This window comes from Pseudonocardia sp. NPDC049154, from assembly GCF_040648315.1.
Classification (GTDB): Bacteria; Actinomycetota; Actinomycetes; order Mycobacteriales; family Pseudonocardiaceae; genus Pseudonocardia.
Map to the genome: position 1 here is coordinate 1 of NZ_JBEZDN010000023.1, position 20542 is coordinate 20542.

At 73.6% G+C, this 20542-nt stretch carries 16 protein-coding genes; 9 read left to right on the forward strand and 7 right to left on the reverse strand.

What is annotated here, in order from left to right; genetic code table 11:
• Positions 1-455: 455 nt before the first annotated feature.
• From AB0B41_RS14360 to AB0B41_RS14370, 3 genes are all read left to right on the forward strand, one after another.
• The gene (locus tag AB0B41_RS14360; RefSeq protein WP_358202890.1) at positions 456-2747 is read left to right on the forward strand and encodes an FdhF/YdeP family oxidoreductase; all 2292 of its coding nucleotides are present in this window, start codon (positions 456-458) and stop codon (positions 2745-2747) included.
• A 502-nt stretch (positions 2748-3249) separates the two neighbouring features.
• Positions 3250-4860: an amino acid adenylation domain-containing protein gene (locus AB0B41_RS14365; RefSeq protein ID WP_358202892.1), complete on the forward strand. Its 1611-nt coding sequence runs from the start codon at positions 3250-3252 to the stop codon at positions 4858-4860.
• Positions 4842-6227 carry a hypothetical protein gene (locus AB0B41_RS14370; RefSeq protein WP_358202895.1) on the forward strand — a complete coding sequence of 462 codons (1386 nt, stop codon included), beginning with the start codon at positions 4842-4844 and terminating at the stop codon, positions 6225-6227. Before AB0B41_RS14365 ends, AB0B41_RS14370 begins: the two co-directional genes overlap by 19 nt.
• Before the next feature lie 54 nt (positions 6228-6281).
• Here AB0B41_RS14370 and AB0B41_RS14375 read toward each other — a convergent pair whose 3' ends face one another.
• The 3 genes from AB0B41_RS14375 to AB0B41_RS14385 are packed head-to-tail and all read right to left on the reverse strand — an operon-like array spanning position 6282 to position 10120.
• On the reverse strand, positions 6282-7439 hold the full coding sequence (locus AB0B41_RS14375; RefSeq protein ID WP_358203044.1) for a pyridoxal phosphate-dependent aminotransferase: 1158 nt from the start codon (positions 7437-7439) through the stop codon (positions 6282-6284).
• Between the two features lie 5 nt (positions 7440-7444).
• Positions 7445-8440, reverse strand: coding sequence for an alanine racemase (locus AB0B41_RS14380; protein ID WP_358202897.1), 996 nt, complete (start codon positions 8438-8440; stop codon positions 7445-7447).
• Between the two features lie 9 nt (positions 8441-8449).
• A complete protein-coding gene (locus AB0B41_RS14385) occupies positions 8450-10120 on the reverse strand; it encodes an SDR family oxidoreductase (RefSeq protein ID WP_358202899.1) in 1671 nt (556 codons plus the stop codon).
• 177 nt (positions 10121-10297) lie between these two features.
• Here AB0B41_RS14385 and AB0B41_RS14390 point away from each other — a divergent pair, with 177 nt between their 5' ends.
• Positions 10298-11581: a multidrug effflux MFS transporter gene (locus AB0B41_RS14390; protein WP_358202901.1), complete on the forward strand. Its 1284-nt coding sequence runs from the start codon at positions 10298-10300 to the stop codon at positions 11579-11581.
• A 119-nt stretch (positions 11582-11700) separates the two neighbouring features.
• On the opposite strand, the gene AB0B41_RS14395 is transcribed toward AB0B41_RS14390, so the two are convergent.
• Complete coding sequence (locus tag AB0B41_RS14395; protein WP_358202904.1) at positions 11701-12234, reverse strand: PadR family transcriptional regulator; 534 nt, start codon at positions 12232-12234, stop codon at positions 11701-11703.
• 73 nt (positions 12235-12307) lie between these two features.
• Here AB0B41_RS14395 and AB0B41_RS14400 point away from each other — a divergent pair, with 73 nt between their 5' ends.
• Complete coding sequence (locus AB0B41_RS14400; protein WP_358202906.1) at positions 12308-13669, forward strand: carotenoid oxygenase family protein; 1362 nt, start codon at positions 12308-12310, stop codon at positions 13667-13669.
• 70 nt (positions 13670-13739) lie between these two features.
• Positions 13740-14033 carry a hypothetical protein gene (locus AB0B41_RS14405; protein ID WP_358202908.1) on the forward strand — a complete coding sequence of 98 codons (294 nt, stop codon included), beginning with the start codon at positions 13740-13742 and terminating at the stop codon, positions 14031-14033.
• Here the strand turns inward: AB0B41_RS14405 and AB0B41_RS14410 are convergent.
• Complete coding sequence (locus AB0B41_RS14410; protein WP_358202910.1) at positions 13939-14601, reverse strand: hypothetical protein; 663 nt, start codon at positions 14599-14601, stop codon at positions 13939-13941. The genes AB0B41_RS14405 and AB0B41_RS14410 overlap by 95 nt on opposite strands.
• Positions 14602-14800: 199 nt before the next feature.
• On the opposite strand from AB0B41_RS14410, the gene AB0B41_RS14415 reads away from it, so the two are divergent.
• The gene (locus AB0B41_RS14415; protein WP_358202912.1) at positions 14801-15658 is read left to right on the forward strand and encodes a tetrahydrofolate dehydrogenase/cyclohydrolase catalytic domain-containing protein; all 858 of its coding nucleotides are present in this window, start codon (positions 14801-14803) and stop codon (positions 15656-15658) included.
• Between the two features lie 231 nt (positions 15659-15889).
• The gene (locus AB0B41_RS14420) at positions 15890-17761 is read left to right on the forward strand and encodes an ABC transporter ATP-binding protein (RefSeq protein ID WP_358202914.1); all 1872 of its coding nucleotides are present in this window, start codon (positions 15890-15892) and stop codon (positions 17759-17761) included.
• Between the two features lie 31 nt (positions 17762-17792).
• On the opposite strand, the gene AB0B41_RS14425 is transcribed toward AB0B41_RS14420, so the two are convergent.
• On the reverse strand, positions 17793-18677 hold the full coding sequence (locus AB0B41_RS14425; protein WP_358202916.1) for a TetR/AcrR family transcriptional regulator C-terminal domain-containing protein: 885 nt from the start codon (positions 18675-18677) through the stop codon (positions 17793-17795).
• Between the two features lie 149 nt (positions 18678-18826).
• Here AB0B41_RS14425 and AB0B41_RS14430 point away from each other — a divergent pair, with 149 nt between their 5' ends.
• A complete protein-coding gene (locus AB0B41_RS14430; RefSeq protein ID WP_358202918.1) occupies positions 18827-20053 on the forward strand; it encodes an FAD-dependent monooxygenase in 1227 nt (408 codons plus the stop codon).
• Here the strand turns inward: AB0B41_RS14430 and AB0B41_RS14435 are convergent.
• Entirely contained in the window at positions 20028-20540 is a 513-nt protein-coding gene (locus tag AB0B41_RS14435; protein WP_358202920.1) for a bifunctional nuclease family protein, read from the reverse strand. The genes AB0B41_RS14430 and AB0B41_RS14435 overlap by 26 nt on opposite strands.
• Positions 20541-20542: the final 2 nt, after the last annotated feature.

A 20542-nucleotide genomic window follows, 5' to 3' on the forward strand; every position in this document is an offset into this window, starting at 1 on the left:
CCGCTCCAGCGCGGTCCCGTCCGCGGCGACGACCGCGACGGCGTGATCGGTACTGGCCCAGTCGATCCCGCCGGTCGGCACGGCTGTGTCCGGATAGGCTTGCTCGGCGGGTCGCGTAGGACCGCCCTTCGGGGCGACACTCATCGTTGCCTCCTGTCTGATGCCGCAGCAGGTAGGCACCCGGTGGTTCCCGACACGGCAGCCGGTCGCTCACTGATCGGCGCTCGTCGGCGCGCAGCCCTGTCGCCAGTCGGCGTGCCGGGGACCACCGGGCCCCGCAGAACTCAGAGTGGACCTCGAACGGTCGAGCGAGCAGGGCGATCACCCGGTGGCCACCAGTGGTGCGTCCGAACCATCCCAGCCGGCCCGGACACAAGGAAGGTGCACCAGTGAGCGATATCTAGACTCGGGGAGGCCGGATCCCCGCCGGCCCGCACGCTCGCCGGAGGTTCCCCGTGTCCACCACCCCCGAATCCCCCCGTGTCGACGCCCGTGTCGATGTCGAGGAGTCCCGCCTGCGGGTGGGGCGGCCGGCCACGCATGCGGCGGGGTTGAAGGCGGTGCGGGTGTCGATGGCCCGGGCGCTCAAGCAGATGGGCCCGGTGAAGTCGGCGCGAAACCTGTTGACGCTCAACCAGGTCGACGGGTTCGACTGCATGTCCTGCGCCTGGCCGGACCCGACCGATCACCGGCACACCGCGGAGTTCTGCGAGAACGGCGCCAAGGCCGTGTCCTGGGAGGGCCAGCGCGACACCGTCGGCGCGGAGTTCTTCGCCGCGCACCCGATCTCCGAGCTGGTCCAGCAGTCCGACCACTGGCTGGAGAAGCAGGGCCGGCTCACCGAACCGATGGTCCGCCGCGGCGGCGCCGACCACTACGAGCCGATCTCCTGGGACGCCGCGTTCGCCCTGGTCGCCGACCATCTGCAGGCGCTGGACTCCCCGGACGAGGCGTTGTTCTACACCTCCGGGCGGGCGTCGAACGAGGCCGCGTTCGTCTACCAGCTCTTCGCCCGCGCCTTCGGCACCAACAACCTGCCGGACTGCTCGAACATGTGCCACGAGTCCACCTCGGTCGGGCTGGCCCGCACCATCGGCATCGGCAAGGGCTCCGTGAGCCTGCAAGACCTGCACGAGGCCGATCTGATCGTGGTCTCGGGGCAGAACCCGGGCACCAACCACCCGCGCATGCTGTCCGCGTTGGAGATCGCCAAGCAGAACGGCGCGAAGATCCTCGCGATCAACCCGCTGCGGGAGGCCGGGCTGCTGCGCTTCGACAACCCGCAGACCCCGAAGGGCCTGGCCGGGCGCGGCACCGGGCTGGCCGACCGTTATCTGCAGATCCGCTCGAACGGCGACCTCGCGCTCTGGCAGGCCATCGGGCACCTGCTGCTCGAGCGGGGCGCGGTCGACGCCGACTTCATCACCCGGCACACCGTCGGGTTCGACGCCTGGGCCACCCACATCCGCGACCTCGACCGCGCCGCCGTCGTGGCCGCGACCGGGCTGGACTGGGCCGACATCGAGGCCGCCGCCGAGCTGTTCGCCACCTCGCAGCGGATCGTGAACTGCTGGGCCATGGGGATCACCCAGCACCGCAACGCCGTCGCCACGATCTGCGAGTTCGTCAACGTCGCCCTGCTCCAGGGCATGATCGGCAAGCCGGGTGCCGGCCTGTGCCCGGTGCGCGGGCACTCCAACGTCCAGGGCGACCGCACCATGGGCATCTGGGAGAAAGCCCCGGACGCCTTCCTCGACGCCCTGGGCGCCGAGTTCGGCTTCGAGCCCCCGCGCGCGCACGGACACGACGCCGCCGCCGCGGTCCGCGCCCTGCGCGACGGGCACGCGCGGGTGTTCGTCGGGCTGGGCGGGAACTTCGCCGCCGCCATGTCCGACACCCACGTCACCGAAGCCGCCCTGCGCTCGGCGGCGCTCACGGTGCAGATCTCCACCAAGCTCAACCGAAGCCACCTCACCGCCGGCCACGACGCGCTGATCCTCCCCGCCCTGGGGCGCACCGAACAGGACACCACCGGCGGGCGCGTGCAACGGGTCACCGTCGAGGACTCCATGTCCGCGGTGCACGCCTCCCGCGGCCGCGCCACCCCCGCCGGCCCGCAGCTGCGCTCCGAGATCGACATCCTCTGCGGCATCGCGCACGCGACCCTCGGCGACCGGCACCACATTCCGTGGGGCGAGTTCGCCGCCGACTACGCCCGCATCCGCCAGGCCATCGGCCGGGTGGTGCCCGGCTGCGAGGCCTACGACGACAAGATCAACCGCCGGGGCGGGTTCACCCTCCCCCACCCTCCGCGCGACACCCGCACCTTCCCCACCCCCGAGGGCAAGGCCGTGTTCACCGTCAGCCCGCTCGAGGTCGCCCAGGTGCCCGAGGGCCGGCTGGTGCTGCAGACCATCCGCAGCCACGACCAGTTCAACACCACCGTCTACGGCCTCGACGACCGCTACCGCGGCATCCACTCCGGCCGCCGCGTCGTCTTCATCTCCCCCGCCGACCTGGCCGGGCTCGGCTTCGCCGACGGCGACCACGTCCACCTCGTCTCCGAATGGGACGACGGCATCGAACGCCGCGCCGAGAACTTCCGGCTCGTCTCCTACGACACCCCCACGGGCTGCATCGCCGCCTACTACCCCGAGACCAACCCCCTCGTCCCGCTCGACTCCCAAGCCCTCGACTCCGGCACCCCCACCTCGAAATGGGTCGTCGTCCGCCTCGAACGGGTGTGAAACGAGTCATCACGCAGCCGTGAGGCCCTCCGCAACGGTCCGGCGAATCACAGCTTGCAGCTTCCGAATACGCTGTTATTGCTGGTCCGTCCGAGTGAACAAAAGCGTCCCCGGCGAACCGCCCCGGTGGTTCCGTCCGTAGGGGATCTCCTCGGCGTGTCCGAAAAGTCGGGCTGCCCCGAGGTTTGCACTCGGGGCTCCCGTGTAGGTCCGGCACCGTGACCAGCACGAAGAGCACGGCAGGAGCGTGGCCGCACCGGCCTCCCTGCTGACCCGACCCGAACCACCCGCACCCCGGATCCCGACGGGTCCGGACGGGTGAATAGGAACAGCGTCGTAGAACCGTCGATCCCTTTCCGCGCCGTTCACCATCTCTTTTCCGGACACGCCGACATCACCACACGTCCCTGTCGGCGAGCCCCGTTCGCGGCCGCGATCGAGCGGCCCGCACCGTTCCGCACCGACTCTGGCACGCGGGCCGTAGCACCAGGGGGAAACCATAATGAGCACCACCATCAGGCCCGGAGCACCGCCCGTACCCGCGCCACGTCCGCCGGCCGACGAGCCGGTGCTCGTCGACACCGCGCGCGACCAGTCCGTCCACTGGCGTCCCGGCGAGCGCCTGCACCACGTCTTCGAGGACCTCGCCCAGCGGCGCGCCGACGAGATCGCCGTGTCGACCGCCGACGCCGACCTCACCTTCGCCGAGCTGGACCGCCGGGCGAACCGGCTGGCCCGCCGGCTCCTGGCGGCCGGAGCCGGGCCCGGCGACCGGGTCGCGCTGCTGCTCGACGAGCCGGTCGCGGCCTACGCCGCGATGCTCGCCGCGCTCAAGGGGCACACCGCCTACGTCCCGCTCGACGCCGGCTTCCCGGCGGACCGCATCGCCTACATCTGCGGCGACGCCGGCGTCCGGCTCGCCCTGGCGCCCGGTCACCTGGCGCCGACCCTGCCCGGCGACGTCGAGGCCGTCGACCCCGGCGACGGCCCGTCCACCGAGGACGGTCCGCTCACCGCCGCGGAGTCCGGCATCCCCGCCGACGAGCTCGCCTACCTGATCTACACCTCGGGCACGACCGGGCGGCCGAAGGGCGTGGCGATCGAGCACTCCTCGATCTGCAACTTCGTGCGCGTCGCCGGCGAGCACTACGGCTACCGGCCCGACGACCGCGTGTACCAGGGCATGACCCTGGCCTTCGACTTCTCCGTCGAGGAGCTGTGGGTGCCGTGGGTCGCGGGCGCCACGGTGGTGCCCAAGCCCGCCGGCACCTCCCTCGTCGGCGACGAGCTGCAGGAGTTCCTGCGCGACCGCGGCGTCACCGCGCTGGCGTGCGTCCCCACGCTGCTGGCCACGCTGGACCCGGCCGGGTCGGAGCAGCTGCGCTTCCTGTTGGTCTCCGGTGAGGCGTGCCCGCAGCACCTGGTGGCGCGCTGGCACTCCGAGGACCGCCGGTTCCTCAACGTCTACGGCCCCACCGAGGCCACCGTCACCGCGACGTGGACCGAGCTGCACCCCGACCACCCGGTGACGCTCGGCCGTCCGCTGCCCACCTACGGCACGGTCGTGCTCGACCCGGAGGACCCGACGCGCTCGCTGCCGCGCGGCGAGCAGGGCGAGCTCGGCATCGTCGGGCCGGGCCTGGCGAGCGGCTACCTCAACCAGCCGGAGAAGACCGCGGCCGCCTTCCGCGACGACGTCGAGGGGGTGCGGCAGCGCGTCTACCGCACCTGCGACCTCGTCTCCGTCACGGCGGACGGCGAGATCACCTACCACGGCCGCATCGACACCCAGGTGAAGATCCGCGGGTACCGGATCGAGCTGACCGAGATCGAGTCCGTGCTGCTCGGCGTGCCCGGCGTCGCCCAGGCCGTCGTGGACGTGTGGGAGCCGGCGGAGGGCGTCCGCGAGCTGGTCGCCTGGTACAGCACGCGCGGCACCGTCTCGCGGGACGACCTGCTGGCCCGGCTGCGCGACCGGCTGCCCGCCTACATGGTCCCGGCCTACCTGGAACAGCTTGACCACGTCCCGATGACGACGAGCGACAAGGCGGACCGCAAGAACCTGCCGGGCGCGCGGTCTACGGCACCCTGCAGGTGCTGCAGGTCCTGGTGATCGTGCTGCCCGTCGCGCTCGGCGCCCTCGAAGCGCTGGCTGCGGAGCGGGTCGGCGGGACCGCCGCGCCGACGACCGTCGGCAGCTTCCTGCGGGACGTCCTGGTGCTGGGCTCGGTCGCGTTCGGCACCCTGGTCCTGCTGCAGCTGGTGCTGGCCACCGTGCTGCCCCGGCTGTTGCGGCGGATGATCACGCCGGGCCGGACCTACGCGCTGTTCGGGTTCCGGTACTCGCTGCTGCGGTTGGTGACCCGGCTGTCCAACCGGCCGTTCCTCGACGCGTTGTTCGGCGACAGCTCGGCGATCACCCGCTACCTCCGGCTGCTGGGCTACGACCTCGGCCGGGTGCAGCAGACGGGCTCGAACTTCGGCACCACGCAGAAGCACGACACGCCGTTCGCGGTGTCCGTCGGCCGCGGGACGATGATCTCCGACGGCCTGTCGCTGGCCAACGCGGAGTACACGTCCAGCGGCTTCCGGGTGCGGGAGGCGCACGTGGGCGAGCGGAACTTCCTGGGCAACAACGTGATCGTCCCCGCCGAGGCGCGGATCGGCGACAACGTCCTGCTCGCGACCAAGGTGCTCGTGCCGGTCGACGGCGAGGTGCGCGAGGACACCGGGCTGCTCGGCTCGCCCGCCTTCCCGATCCCGCGCTCGGTCGAGCGCGACGGCCGGTTCGACCACCTCGCCGAGGGCGAGGAGTTCCGCCGCCGCCTGCGCCGCAAGAACGTCAGCAACACCCTCACCGGGTTCTCGCTGCTGGCGGCGCGCTGGGCGTACGCCCTGCTGCTCACGGCGGCGGGCCTCGGCGATGCCCTGCTCCACGGCACCCCTCGGGCCACTCGCGGTCGGGCTGGCCGCGTTGGCCGGCGTCGTCGCGGGCGCGTGTGGTTCACGCTGGTGGAGCGGGCCGCGATGGGCTTCCGGCGGCTCTCGCCGAGGTACTGCTCGATCTACGACCCGTACTTCTGGCGGCACGAGCGGCTGTGGAAGCTGCTGCCGCCCTTCCTCGCCCTGTTCGACGGCACGCCGATGAAGGCGCTGGTGCTGCGGGCACTGGGTGTGCGGGTCGGGAAGCGGCTGTTCGACGACGGCGCCGCGATCCCCGAGCACACGCTCGTGACCCTCGGCGACGACGTCACGCTCGACGTCGGCAGCACGATCCAGTGCCACTCGCTGGAGGACGGCACGTTCAAGTCCGACCGCACCGAGATCGGCGACGGGGTGAGCCTGGGCGTGGCCGCCTTCGTCCACTACGGCGTGGAGACGGGCGCGAACTCGGTGCTCGACGCCGACGGCTTCCTCATGAAGGGCTCGGTCACCAGCCCGGACTCCCGCTGGCGCGGCAACCCTGCCGAACCGGCCTGACCCCTCGGTGAACGGCCCTCTCGCTCACACCTGGTGAGCGAGAGCGCCGTTCGCTCATGCGGGTGGTGCGGTGCGGAGCCGCGAGACGGCCTCGCGGAGGACGTCGTTGCGCTTGCAGAAGGCGAAGCGGAGCAGGGTCGGGGCGAGATGCGGGTCGTCGCAGAACACGCTGACCGGCACTGCGGCCACGCCGAGCCGCTCGGGCATGGCGCGGGCGTAGGCGGCGGCGTCGGTCACGCCGAGCGGGGCGAGGTCGGCGACCACGAAGTACGTGCCGCTCGGCTCGAACACCCGCATCCCGGCCTCGCGCAGACCGTCGGCCAGCAGGTCCCGCTTCGGCCGCAGGTCGCCGGCGATCGCGGCGAACACGTCGTCGGGCAGGGCCAGCGCGTTCGCGACGGCCGGCTGGAAGGGGGCGCCGCCGGCGAAGGTCAGGAACTGCTTCACCGCCCGTACGGCCGCGACGAGCGCGGCGGGCCCGTGCACCCACCCGATCTTCCAGCCCGTCACCGAGAAGGTCTTGCCGGCACTGGAGATCGTGAGCGTGCGCTCGGCCATGCCCGGCAGCGTCGCCATCGGGACGTGCTCGATGCCGAAGGTCATGTGCTCGTAGACCTCGTCCGTGATCACGACGGCGTCGTGCTCGATCGCGAGGTCCCCGATCGCGCGCAGGGTGTCCCGGCCGAACACCGCGCCCGTCGGGTTGTGCGGGGTGTTGACCAGCACCGCCCGCGTGCGCGGCCCGAACGCCGCGCGCAGCTCCGCCGGGTCGGGCTGGAAGTCGGGGGCACGCAGCGGGACGGTCCGGCGCGTGGCCCCGGCCATCGCGATCACGGCAGGGTAGGAGTCGTAGTAGGGCTCGAAGACCACGACCTCGTCGCCCGGCTCGCAGAGCGCGATCACCGCCGACGCGATGGCCTCGGTGGCGCCCATGGTGACGAGCACGTCCCCGGCCTCGAGCGAGTAGAAGCGCTTCTGGTGCGCCGCCACCGCCTCGCGCAGCGCCGGCAATCCCGGGGCCGGCGGGTACTGGTTGACCCCGCCCTCGGTGATCGCCGCGGCGGCGTCGGCCAGCAGCGACGCCGGTCCGTCCGTGTCGGGGAAGCCCTGACCCAGGTTGATCGCGCCGGTGCGCACGGCGAGCTGGGTGATCTCCGCGAAGATCGTGGAGGTGAAGGGGCGCAGCCGCCCGGTCAGGAACTCTCGGCGCAGCACGGTCACCAGCCTCGCATGTCCACGGGCCAGCGCTCGGCGACCTGCTCGCCGTCGACCAGCCACATCGCGTCGTGCAGCGCGACGGTCGGGTCGACGTGCGCCGGAACCACCCGGACCCGGTCGCCCACCCGCAGCCGCAGGTCCCCGGGCGCGAAGGTGGTGTGCTCGTCCGAGCAGAACCAGACCTGGGCGCCGGGGATGGTCGGGTTGCCGTGGTCCATGCCCAGCGCCTTGAGCCCGACGTCGACGACCGCCCACTCGGCCGACACCGAGATCACCGTGCCCAGCACGAACACGGCCTGCTCGAACGGGTGCCCGAGCTGGGTGTAGGCGCTGTCCATCAGCGCGTACGAGCCGGCCTGGATCTCGGTGGCCCACTCGTTGACGTCGTAGGTGCCGGTGCCGCCGGCGCTGACGAGCTCGCCACCGACGTCCCGGGCCGCGGCCGCCAGCTTCTCCATCGCCTCGCGCACGAGCCGGCGCCGCTCCTCGGCGGGCCGGACCATCATCAGGTGGCCCTCGTAGCCCATCACGCCGCGCACCTCGAGGCCGTTGCGCCGGGCGAGATCGGCCAGCTCGCCGGCCCGCTCGGGCGGGCAGCCGCACCGCGGCAGGCCGACGTTGACGTCGATCACCACCTCGAGGACGTTGCCGCGCAACGCCGCCGCGATCGTCTCCCGCGAGTCGACGGCCAGGGTGATCCGCGCGCCGTCGCGGACGAGCTTGCCGAGCCGGGAGGCGTCGACGACCTCGTTGGCCAGCAGCAGGTCGCCGCCGAGCCCGTGCTCGGCCATGACCTCGCACTCGCGAATCGTGGCGCAGGTGAAGCCGGGATGGCCGTTGTCGCGCTGCCACCGCGCGAGGGACGTGCACTTGTGCGCCTTGACGTGCGGGCGCAGCCGGGCACCGGGGAGCGCGGCGCTCATGGTGTCGAGGTTGCGGCGCAGGGCGCCCCGCTCGACGAGCAACGCGGGGGTGGTGAGGTCGTCGACGCGCACGTCCGGACGCTACAGGCCGGGGGCGGGGAGGCGGGCGACGCGGCGGAGGGCGCCGGGAGCCACCTTGGACAGTGCGTAGGCGGTGCGGCTCTCCACTGTGAGCAGCTGGATCGGCCGGTTCGCCTCGACGGCGGCGACCACCGCGTCGGCGACCTTGTCCAGCGGGTACCGGCGGCGCTTGAGCAGCCGGTCGGTGGAGCGACGCCGCTCGGCCGCCGTCGAGTCGTCGACCCCGACGAACCGCGCCGAGCCGCCGATGTTCGTGGGCAGGAAGCCGGGGCACAGCGCCGTGACGCCGATGTCGTCGCCCGCGAGCTCGGCGCGCAGGCACTCCGACAGCATCAGCACCGCGGACTTGGTGGCGCAGTAGGCGGGCAGGAACGTCGTCGGGGTGAACGCGGCGGCCGAGGCGACGTTGACCAGGTGCCCGCCCTCGCCGCGCTCGCGCATCCGGGCTGCGAACAGCCGGCAGCCGTGCACCACGCCCATCAGGTTGACGTCGACGATCGCCCGCCAGTCCGCGGGCCGGTGGGCGAGGAAGGGACCCGAGATCGCGATACCGGCGTTGTTGACCACGACGTCCGGCACGCCGACCTCGGCGCACACCCGGTCGGCGAACGTGGCCATCGCGTCGGGGTCCGCCACGTCGACCTGGTAGGCGTGCCCGCCGGTCTCGAAGGCGGTCTGCCGGGCCGTCGAGAGCTCCTTGTCGGCCGCGACGACCACCGCGCCGCGCCGCGCGAAGCCGCGGGCCACCGCCCGCCCGATCCCGCTGCCGGCGCCGGTCACCAGCACGACCCGGTCGGTCCACCGGCCCGGGGTCGGCCGCGTGCGGCGCGGGGCCGCGGCAGGCGCGGACACGGCGTCGACCTGCTCCCGCACGCAGCGCGCGACCACCTCCGGGCGACTGCGGGGCAGCCAGTGCCCGCCCGCCACCCGGCGGAACCGGAAGTCGTCGGTGAACCGCTCGGCGCTCGCCTGCAGCGCCTGCGTGACGTACCGGTCCCCGGTCGGGGCCAGGACCTGCACCGGGACCTCCGTGCGCCGCTCCCCGCCGCCGCGGCCGAGGTTGGCGCGGTAGAGCTCGAGCCCGCGCACGGCGTCGCCCGCCGCGGGTCGCGGGATCCCCTCGCGGCGGGCGACGAGCCCACCCGCCAGCCCCGACCGCCAGGCGAGCTCGGGCAGCACCGGCAGCTGGAAGAACCCGACATACCAGGAGCGGCCCAGCTGCCGCATCCGGTCGCGCAGCCGCGCATCGCGCCCGAAGGCCCCGATGTGCGCCAGGGACGGGCCGGAGATCGACGTGTAGGAGGCGAACCGCGCGCGCAGCGCCGGGTCGGTGACGGCATGCCAGCCCTGGATCGAGCCCCAGTCGTGCGCGAGCAGGTGCACCGGACCGTCGGGGGCGACGGCGTCGAGCACCGCGACGAGGTCCGCCGCCAGCCGCTCGATCCGGTACCCCTCGCGGTTTGCCGGGGCCTGCGACGCGCCCGCGCCGCGGACGTCGTAGGTCACCACCCGGAAGGTGTCGGCCAGCAGGGGGACGACGCCGTCCCACACCGTGTGGTCGTCCGGGTAGCCGTGCACCGCGACGACGACCGGGGCGCCCTCGGGGCCGGTGACGTGGACGGCCAGGTCCAGGCCGTCCGGGGTGCGGACGGTACGTGCCTCGCTGCGCATGGGCCGAGCGTAGCTACTCGCGAGTACGTGACCCACGACACACCTGTTCGGGGAACCGGAACAGCACACCGGGCACGGGGCCTTGAACCACTCGGAACACCACCGGCGGGTACGAACCGCGACCGAGCGACGTCGCCGGGCGATCCGGACCCGTGAGTACCGAGGAAGGCCCCGCCGTTGCCCACACCACCAGCGACACCCGCGCCGACGACGCCCGGCCGCGCGCGCATCGCCCTGCTGCTGGGCGCACTGATCGCGCTCGGCCCGCTCACCATCGACATGTACCTGCCCGCGCTGCCGGGCATCGCGACCGAGCTGCAGACGTCCTCGTCGACGATCCAGCTCACCCTCACCGGCACGCTGATCGGCCTGGCGTTCGGCCAGCTGTTCATCGGCCCGCTCGCCGACGCCGTCGGCCGCCGCAAGCCCCTGCTCGCCGGCACGGCGCTGCACGTCGTGTCCTCGCTGCTCATCGTGGTCGCGCCGAACGTCGAGGTGCTCGGCGTGCTGCGCGTGCTGCAGGGCGTCGGGTCCGCCGCCGGCGCGGTCGTCGCGATGGCCGTGGTCCGGGACCTGTTCAGCGGCCGCGCCGCGGCCACCCTGCTCTCCCGCCTGATGCTCGTCATGGGCGCGGCCCCGGTGCTCGCCCCGACCCTCGGCGGGGAGCTGCTGCGGCTCGCGGACTGGCGCGGCGTGTTCGTCGCGTTGGCCGTGTACGGCCTGGTCCTCCTGGCCGTGCTGTACTTCGCCCTCGGCGAGACGCTGCCGCCGGAGCGCCGCCGCAGCGCCGCCGTCGGGCCCACCCTGCGGGCCTACCGCGCGCTCTTCCGCGACCGCGTCTACGTCGGCCTGATCCTGGTCGCCGGGTTCGCGATGGCCGGCATGTTCGGCTACGTCTCCGGGTCCAGCTTCGTGTTCCAGCAGGAGTTCGGGCTCGACGCCCAGCAGTTCGGCCTGCTGTTCGGCGCCGGCGCGATCTTCCTGATCGGCGCGACGCAGGCCAACGCCGCGCTGCTGCGCCGCTTCGAGCCGCGGCAGCTGCTGCTCACCGCCAGCGTGTCCGGGACCGTCGCCGCGGCCGTGCTGGCCGTGCTCGCCGGCACCGGGACCGGCGGACTCGTCGGCGTGCTCGTGCCGCTCTGGGCGGTGCTGGCCTCGGTCGGGCTCGCCCTGCCCAACGCCCCGGCCCTCGCCCTCTCCCGGCACGGCGAGCGCGCCGGCACCGCGGCGGCGCTGCTCGGCGCGGTCCAGTTCGGCGTCGGCGCCCTGACCTCCCCGGTCGTCGGACTGCTGGGCAACGACGCGCTGGCCATGGGGCTGACCATCGCCGGCTCGCAGGTGCTCGCGCTGGTCATGCTGCTCGCCGTCGTCCGGCCCTGGACGCTGGGGAACATCGACGAGGAGACCGCGCCCGCCGTCGTCGAGCCGGAGCTCGTGGACGAGCGGCCCGCCGTCGCCTGACCCGGCACCGGCATCACGGCCTGATCCGCACCGCACCGCACCGCACCGCACCGCACCGCACCGACGGCCCCGGCCCCCGCCCGGGGCCGTCGGCGTTCTCGGGGTGGTCCCGGGAGCGCTCAGGTCCCCTGCTCGGGCTCCAGGCGCTCGATCGCCCACCGCGCCCAGTCGCGGACCGCCTCGTACTGGCGCAGCCCGAACTCCGCCGCGAGCTGGCCGAAGCCGTCCGCGCCGGTCATGGGTGCGTCGGCGTGCTCCTCCCGGACCTTCCGCAGGTCGGTGACGCCCTGGTCGGTGGCCTCGGCGATCCGGTGGAGCACGACGAGCGCGTCGGCGGGCTCGAGCGCGGAGAGCAGGAACATGCGCAGCACCTGCTCGTTGCGGACCTTGGCCTGCTTCGGCGGGGTGAGCAGCCAGGTGCGCAGCTCCTCACGCCCCGCCGGGGTGACGTCGTAGGTCCGCGCGCCGCGGGCGCCCTCGTGCGTGACCTCCACCAGGCCGGCCTCGGCCATCCGGTTCAGCTCCGGGTAGATGCTCGTGTGGCCCGCCTGCCAGGCGTACCGGCCCAGGTCGCGCTCGAAGGCCTTGGTCAGCTCGTACCCGCTCCGGGGGTGGACGGAGAGCAGACCCAGCAGTGCGTGCGGCAGTGACATGCGCACAGCCTACCTGTCGAAGTAGACATGTCACCATTGACAGGTAGTGCGTGGAGGGTGCACCGTTCTCCCCATGACGACGACGGAGACGCCGCTCTACCTGCAGGGCCACCTCGCCCCGGTGCCGGACGAGATCGAGGCCGTCGACCTGCCCGTCACGGGAACGCTCCCACCGGAGCTCACCGGCCGGTACCTCCGGAACGGGCCGAACCCGCTGCCGGGCGAGAACCCCGGGCACTGGTTCGCGGGCCACGGGATGCTGCACGGCGTCCGACTCCGGGAGGGCCGTGCCGAGTGGTACCGCAACCGCTGGGTCCGCACCGGCGCCCTGGAGGGACACCCCTTCGTGCGCCCCGACGGGACCTTCGACCGCACCGCCGTCCACGCGAACACGCACGTGATCGAGCACGGCGGGCGGATCCTGGCGCTGGTGGAGAACGGCTACCCGTACGTCGTGACGCCGGAGCTCGACACCGTCGGGCCGGACGACTTCACCGGCCGCCTCACCACGGCGATGACGGCGCACCCCAAGACCGACCCGGTCACCGGGGACCTGCACTTCTTCGGCTACTCGCCGCTGCCGCCGTACCTCACCTACCACCGGCTCTCGGCGGGCGGCGAGCTCGTGGAGAGCGCCGAGGTCCCGGTCGCGGGGCCGACGATGATGCACGACTTCGCCGTCACCGCCAGGCACGCCGTGTTCCTCGACCTGCCGATGACCTTCCAGATGCGGGCCGGCCTGCCCTACGGCTGGGACGACGCGTACGGCGCCCGGCTCGGCGTCATGCCGCTGGACCGGCCCGGCGAGGTGCGGTGGTTCGAGATCGACCCCTGCTACGTCTTCCACGTCGGCAACGCGTACGAGGACGAGGCGGGCCGGATCGTGCTCGACGTCGCGCGCTACACGCGGGAGGCCATCGCGGCCACCTGGCAGGCCATCGGCCCGAGCCCGTCCGGACACGTGGCGGCCGCCGCGGCCGCGGGCGTCGCCACGCTGCACCGCTGGACGATCGACGCGGCCGCCGGGACCGTCGCCCAGGCGCAGCTCTCCGAGGCGGGCCTGGAGTTCCCGACCGTCGACGACGAACGGGTCGGCCGGCCGAACCGGTACCTCTACGCCGTGTCCGACACCGAGGGGATCCTGCAGCACGACGCCGAGCGCGGCACGGTCGCGGCGCACGGGCTCGGGCCGGACGCCGTCGCCGGTGAGGCCGTGTTCGTCCCGTCCGGAGCGCCAGGCCGCGGCGAGGCGGACGGCTGGCTGCTCTCCATCACCACCACGCGGGACGGCAAGGCCTCCGAGCTGCTGGTGCTCGACGCGACGGACGTCGCCGGCGCGCCCGTCGCGCGGGTGGCGCTGCCCCGCGGCGTGCCCGCGGGCTTCCACGGCTCGTGGATCTCCGACGGGGACCTCTCCGACGGGGAGTTTCGATGACCACGGTGGCCACCTCCCCGACCGCCCCCGCCGTCCCGTCGCGCTGACCCTCGCCGCGCTGGAGAGCTTCGTGCCCTCGAAGGCCGCGGCCGCCGCGGCGGAGTACGCGACGAACCCGCACGTCCGGCGCGGGCACCGGCTCGCCTCCACGGTGTGGGGCGTCGGCCTGATCGCCGAGGCGCTCGTCCGGGTCCCGCTGGTCTACCTGCTGCCCGTCGACGTCTCGGTCGGCGTGACCGAGGCGCTGTGGATCGCCACGTTCGTCGGGCTCATGGTGTGGAACGGCTGGTACGTGCGGCGGGCGCAGCAGCGGCGGGACGCGGGTCGCCGGGAACCCGGAACAGCGGGAGGAACGCCTGCGTGAGCGGGCCGATCGCCAGCGCGTAGAGCACCGTCCCGATCCCGACGGTGCCGCCGAGCAGCCAGCCGGTCGCCAGCACCACGACCTCGATCGCCGTCCGCACCAGCCGGATCGACCGGCCGGTTCGGGCGGCGAGGCCCGTCATCAGTCCGTCCCGCGGGCCCGGGCCGAGCCGCGCGCCGATGTACGCGGCCGAGGCCACGCCGTTGAGCACGATCCCGCCGGCCATGAGCCCGACCCGCGCGGGCCACGTGTGGGCCTCGGGGATCAGGGCCAGGGCGGCGTCGACGGACAGGGCGATCACCACGACGTTGGCCACGGTCCCCACGCCCGGACGCTGCCGCAGCGGGATCCACAGCAGCAGCACCACGGCGCCGGTGATCGCGGTGATCAGCCCGAAGCTCAGCGGCAGCCGGGTCTCCAGGCCCTGGTGCAGGACGTCCCACGGGTTGAGCCCGAGCGCCCCGCGGACCTGCATCGCCATGGAGGTCCCGTAGAGCGCAAGGCCGGCGAGCAGCTGCGGGAGCCGTCGGAGCGGGGCGTGCCTGACGGGGAGCGGGCGGAGATCCACGCTCCCAGCGTGCGCCGAGGTGGCCTTCCCGCCAAGGGCCAATTCTCGCGCAGTGGCTGCGGCCGGGCGGCGGTCGGCGCGCGCGTGGAACAATCACGGCGAACGCGCGACTGGCGGCATACCGAGGATGGCAACGACCATCGGGGAGCTGACGTCCGCGGGGGTCGACCGCCTGGGCCCCCGCGTCACGAGGGAACCCATGACCGCACGACTGCTGCCCGGCAAGCCCGTCGCCGAGCGGGTGCTGGCCGACGTCACCGCCCGGGCGGACGCGCTGCGCGCCCGCGGCGTCACCCCCAGCCTGGCCACGATCCTGGTCGGCGACGACGACGCCTCCGCCGGCTACATCCGCATCAAGCAGAAGCAGGCCGCCGAGCTCGGCATCGACTCGCCGCACACGCACCTGCCCCAGGACGCCACCCAGGCGCAGCTGGTCGCGGCCATCCGCGGCTACAACGACGATCCCGCGGTGCACGGCCTGCTGATCCAGTACCCGGTGCCCGGCCACCTCGACTACGACGCCGCGCTGGCCGAGATGGACCCGGACAAGGACGTCGACGGCATGCACCCGATGAACATGGGACGACTCGCCGTCGGCCTGCCCGGGCCGCTGCCCTGCACGCCTGCGGGCATCGAGGAACTGCTGGCCTTCCACGAGATCCCGGTCTCCGGTCGCGAGGTCGTGATCCTCGGTCGCGGCGCCACGCTCGGCCGCCCGCTGGCGATGCTGCTCGCGCAGAAGCGGCCCACCGCCAACGCCGCGGTCACCGTGGTGCACACCGGCGTCCCGGACTGGGACCGGTACACCAAGCGCGCCGAGATCCTCATCGCCGCCGCCGGCGTGCCGGGGATCATCCAGCCGGAGCACGTTCGCCCTGGTGCGACCGTGATCGGCGGCGGGGTGCGGTACTCCGGGAAGCGGCTGCTCCCGGACGTCGACGAGTCCTGCGCCGAGGTGGCCGGCGCCATCACGCCGCGAGTGGGCGGGGTCGGCCCCACCACCGTCGCCATGCTCTTCCGCAACGTCATCTCGGCCGCGGAGAAGGCGAACAAGTGACCCTGTGAGTGGCGATGGTCGCCATAGCGACTATCGCCACTCACGAGGCGTCGGAGCTCGGGCGGCGGGTGATCGACGATGGGCGCGTAGGAGGCGGTCGGCTGTGCGGTGTGCGCTCACCCCGACCGCGTGCGGCGTGATCACCGGTTGAGTGCGCCGGGGGCGGCTCCTGGCGCCTCAGCCGACCCACTTCTTGACCTACAGTGAACTTCAGGTTCTACCGTCGGGCTCATGGACGTGAACACCTGGAGCGCCCTGCGCACCGCCTCCCGCGAGCGGGAAGAGACGCGGGCGCCGGTGCCCGTCACGCTGCGGCGGATCGCGGGGTTCGCGCGGCCGCACAAGCGGCGGATCACCGCGTTCGTGCTGTTCAGCGTGGCGGGGGCGGTGCTGACCGTCGTCACGCCGCTGCTCGCCGGGCGGGTGGTCGACGCGATCGACGCCGGGGCGGGGCTCCGCGTCGTCGGCGGGTTGGCCGGGTTGATCGCCGTCGTCGCGGTCGCCGAGGCCGGGCTGGGGCTGCTCACCCGCTGGTTCTCCGCGACGATCGGCGAGGGCCTGATCCTGCAGCTGCGCACGGCGGTCTTCGACCACGTGCAGCGCATGCCGGTCGCGTTCTTCACCCGCACCCGCACGGGCGCTCTGGTCAGCCGCCTGAACAACGACGTGCTGGGCGCGCAGCGGGCCTTCAGCGACACCCTGTCCGGGGTGGTCGGCAACGTCGTGACGCTGGTGCTCACGCTCGCGGTGATGCTGAGCATCTCGTGGCAGGTCACGCTGCTCGCACTCGTCCTGCTGCCGGTGTTCGTGGTGCCGGCCCGACGGATGGGCTCGCGGCTGGCCCGGCTGCAGCGCGAGGCCGCGGACCACAACGCCGCGATGAGCACGCAGATGACCGAGCGGTTCTCCGCGCCCGGCGCCACGCTCGTCAAGCTGTTCGGGCGGCCCGCCGAGGAGTCGGCGGAGTTCGCCGCACGGGCCGGGCGGGTGCGCGACATCGGCGTGCGCTCGGCGATGGTGCAGTGGGTGTTCGTGACGGCGTTGACGCTGGTCTCGGCCCTGGCGCTCGCGCTGGTGTACGGCGTCGGCGGCGGGCTCGCGCTCGGCGGGATGCTGGCGCCGGGCGCCGTCGTCTCCCTCGCGATGCTCCTGACTAGGCTCTACGCGCCCCTGACCGCGCTGGCCGGGGCCCGGGTCGAGGCGATGGGCGCAGTCGTCAGCTTCGAGCGGGTGTTCGAGGTGCTGGACCTGGAGCCGGCCATCCAGGACCCCGACGAGCCGCGCACGCTGCCGGCCGGGCCGCTCGACGTCCGGTTCGACCACGTCGACTTCGCCTACCCGGCCGCGGCGCGGGTGTCGCTGGCCTCGCTGGAGGAGGTCGCGACGCTCGACGCCCGCGGCGGCGACACCGTGCTGCACGACGTCTCCTTCACCGTCCCCGCCGGTTCGCTGACCGCGCTGGTCGGCAGCTCGGGCGCCGGCAAGTCGACGATCGCGCAGCTGCTCGCGCGGCTCTACGACGTCGACGGCGGCACGGTGACGGTCGGCGGGGTCGACGTCCGGGACGTGCGGGCGGCGGACCTGCACGGCGACGTCGGGTTCGTGACCCAGGACGGTCACCTCTTCCACGACACGATCCGCGCGAACCTGCTGCTCGCCGCGCCGGGGGCGGGCGAGGACGAGCTGTGGTCGGCGCTGCGGCGGGCCCGGCTCGGCGCCCTGGTCGCGGCCCTGCCGGACGGGCTGGACACCGTCGTCGGCGAGCGGGGGTACCGGCTCTCCGGCGGGGAGCGGCAGCGGCTGACGATCGCGCGGCTGCTGCTCGCGAAGCCGCGGATCGTGGTGCTCGACGAGGCCACGGCCAGCCTCGACTCCACCTCCGAGGCGGCGGTGCAGGCCGCCCTGGCCGAGGCGCTCGACGGGCGGACGGCGCTGGTGATCGCGCACCGGCTGTCCACGGTGCGCGACGCCGACCAGATCCTCGTCGTGGAGCAGGGGCGGATCGCGGAGCGCGGCACGCACGAGCAGCTCCTGGCCCGGTCCGGCCGCTACGCCGAGCTCTACCGCACCCAGTTCGACGAGCCCGTCGAGACCGCCGCCTGACGGTCGTGAGTGGCGATAGCTGCCATGGCGACTATTGCCACTCACGGGGAAGCAGGGCCGCGATGCCGTCGAGCATCCTCGCCAGGCCGGTCTCGAAGATCGTGTCGAGGTCGAAGCCCGTGTCCGCGTGCAGGAACACCCGCACGGAGTTCGGGAAGGAGCCGGACTCCATCACCGCGCGGGTCTCGGCTTCCCGGGCGTGGATCCACTGCCAGAGCGTCACGCCCGTCTCGGCCTCCTCCCGCGCCTCGGCCTCGAGGCTCGCGGCGGAGCCGTGCACGTACCCGAAGAGCGCGAGGTGCAGCCGGAAGATCGTGGGGTCGTCGAGGCCGAGGCCGGTGAGGGCGCGCAGGTTCCACTCCGAGTACGGCATCTGGTTCGGCCCGGCGTACGGCCGGGTCAGCGACGTCGTGCGCGCCACCCAGGGATGCCGGCGGTACAGCGCCCACAACGACCGCAGCGAGACCTCCAGCTGCGTCCGCCACCCCGGCGGCGGGACCGGCGGCAGCGGGAACTCGCCGAACGCGGCGTCGCGCATCAGCAGGAGCAACTCCTCCTTGCCGGGCACGTGCCGGTACAGCGACATCGCCCCGGCCCCCAGCTCCGCGGCGACCCGGCGCATGGACAGCGCGTCGATTCCCTCGGCGTCGGCGATCCGGATCGCGGCGCGCAGGATCCGCCTGCGCCCCAGCTCGGGCTCCGGCTCCGCCACCCCGCCCGCGACCACCGTTCCGACACCGGGCAGCACCCGGACGAGCCCCTCCTGCCGCAGCGCCGCGATCACCTTGCTGGCCGTGGCCATCGCGACGCCGAACTCCGCGACGATCTGCCGGGTCGACGGGATCCGGTCGCCCGGCGCCAGGTCGCCGGCGGTGATCCGGGCCCGGATGACCTCGACGACCTCCGTGTACGCCACGTGCTTCCCCCCGCACTAGTGCGCTCCGGATGCACCACGACGGTGCACTAGAGCGCGTTCCGCCGTCCGATCGTATCCGCAGCACAAGGCATTGAGAACACCTGCGTACGCCGTACCTTTGGTGCATCAGCACCAAGGAGGTACGCACCATGACCCGCACCATCCTCATCTCGGGGGCCGGGATCGCCGGCCCCGCCCTCGCCTTCTGGCTGGAGCGGCGCGGCTTCGCCGTGACCGTCGTCGAGAACGCCCCGGCTCCGCGCCCGGGCGGCCAGACCGTCGACCTGCGGGGTGCCGGGCGCACCGTCGTCGAGCGGATGGGGCTCATGCCCGCCGTGCGCGCGGCGTGCATGGACCAGGAGGGCCTCGCGTACGTCGACGCCACCGGGCGGCACCTCGCCGAGATGCGGGTCGCGGACCTCGGCGGCGACGGCATCGTCAGCGAGTACGAGATCCTCCGCGGCGACCTGTCGCGGATCCTCCTCGGGGCGACCACCGCGGAGTACCTCTGGGGACTGCGGGCGACCGCGCTCGACGACGGGCCGGACGGCGTCGCCGTGTCCTTCTCCGACGGCGGGACGCGCACGTTCGACCTGGTCGTGGGCGGGGACGGGCCGCACTCCGGGATCCGGAGGCTGGCGTTCGGGCCCGAGGAGGAGTTCGTGCGCCCCGTCGGCGGCTACACGGCCTGGTTCACCGCGCCGGACCCGGTCGGGCTCGACGGCTGGTACGAGATGTACAACGAGCCGGGCCGCGTCGCGTCGGCCCGCCCGGACAGCACGCCCGGACGCGCCAAGGCCGGGCTCTCGTTCCTCTCGGAGCCGCTGGAGTACGACCGCCGCGACCTCGACGCCCAGCGCGCGATCGTCGCCGAGCGGATGCGTGGCATGGGCTGGGTCGCCCCGCAGCTGGTCGCGGCGATGGAGACGGCCGACGACTTCTACCTCGACCTGGTCGCCCAGGTCCGGATGGACCGCTGGAGCACGGGCCGGGTCGCCCTCGTCGGCGACGCCGGCTACGCACCCTGCCCGCTCACCGGCATGGGCACGAGCCTGGCCCTGGTCGGGGCGTACGTGCTGGCCGGCGAGCTGGGCCGGCACGCCTCGCACGAGGCCGCCTTCGCCGCGTACGAGGAGCGGATGCGCCCGTACGTCACGCAGGGCCAGGTGCTACCGCCCGGCGGCATCCGCGGCTACGCCCCGCACACCCGGGCCGCGATCCGCAACCTCATCTGGACCATGAAGCTCATGGTCAGCCGGCCGCTGCGCGGGCTGGCCCGGAAGCTGTTCTTCACCCGGGCCGAGGCGATCGACCTGCCGGACTACGACGCGGACCGCGACGACCGCCCGGTCACCGCCGGAAGTCGTCCGGCGTGACGTCGTCGAGGAACTCGCGGAACTCCCGCAGCTGCTCGTGGGGCGGCGCGTCGGTGCCGTCGGGGAACACCTCGGAGGTGTCCTGCCCGACCTCGTCGAGGATCGCGTCGGCCACCCCGATCGCGAGCCCCTCGCGCACCGCGACGGCCAGCGCGTCGCTGGGCCGGACCTTCACCCGAACCTCGGCCGCGGCCTCGTCGCGCAGCACGAGCTCGGCGGTGTAGACGCCGTCGACCAGGTCGGTGATCTCCGCGCCCGTGAGCCGCGCGCCGAGCGCCCCGACCAGCGGGAGCAGCACGTCCTGCACGAGGGCGGTCTCGGCGGCGGCCGGGTCGCCGCCCTCGCGCGGGCCCACCGCGATCACCTCGGCCTGCTGCGGCCGCAGGAAGATCGGCACGCACCGCTCCCCGTCGACCTCGCCGAGCACCAGCACCGGTTGCCGGCTCCGTGCGTGGACGACCAGCCGGAGCACCTGCATCGCGCGCATTC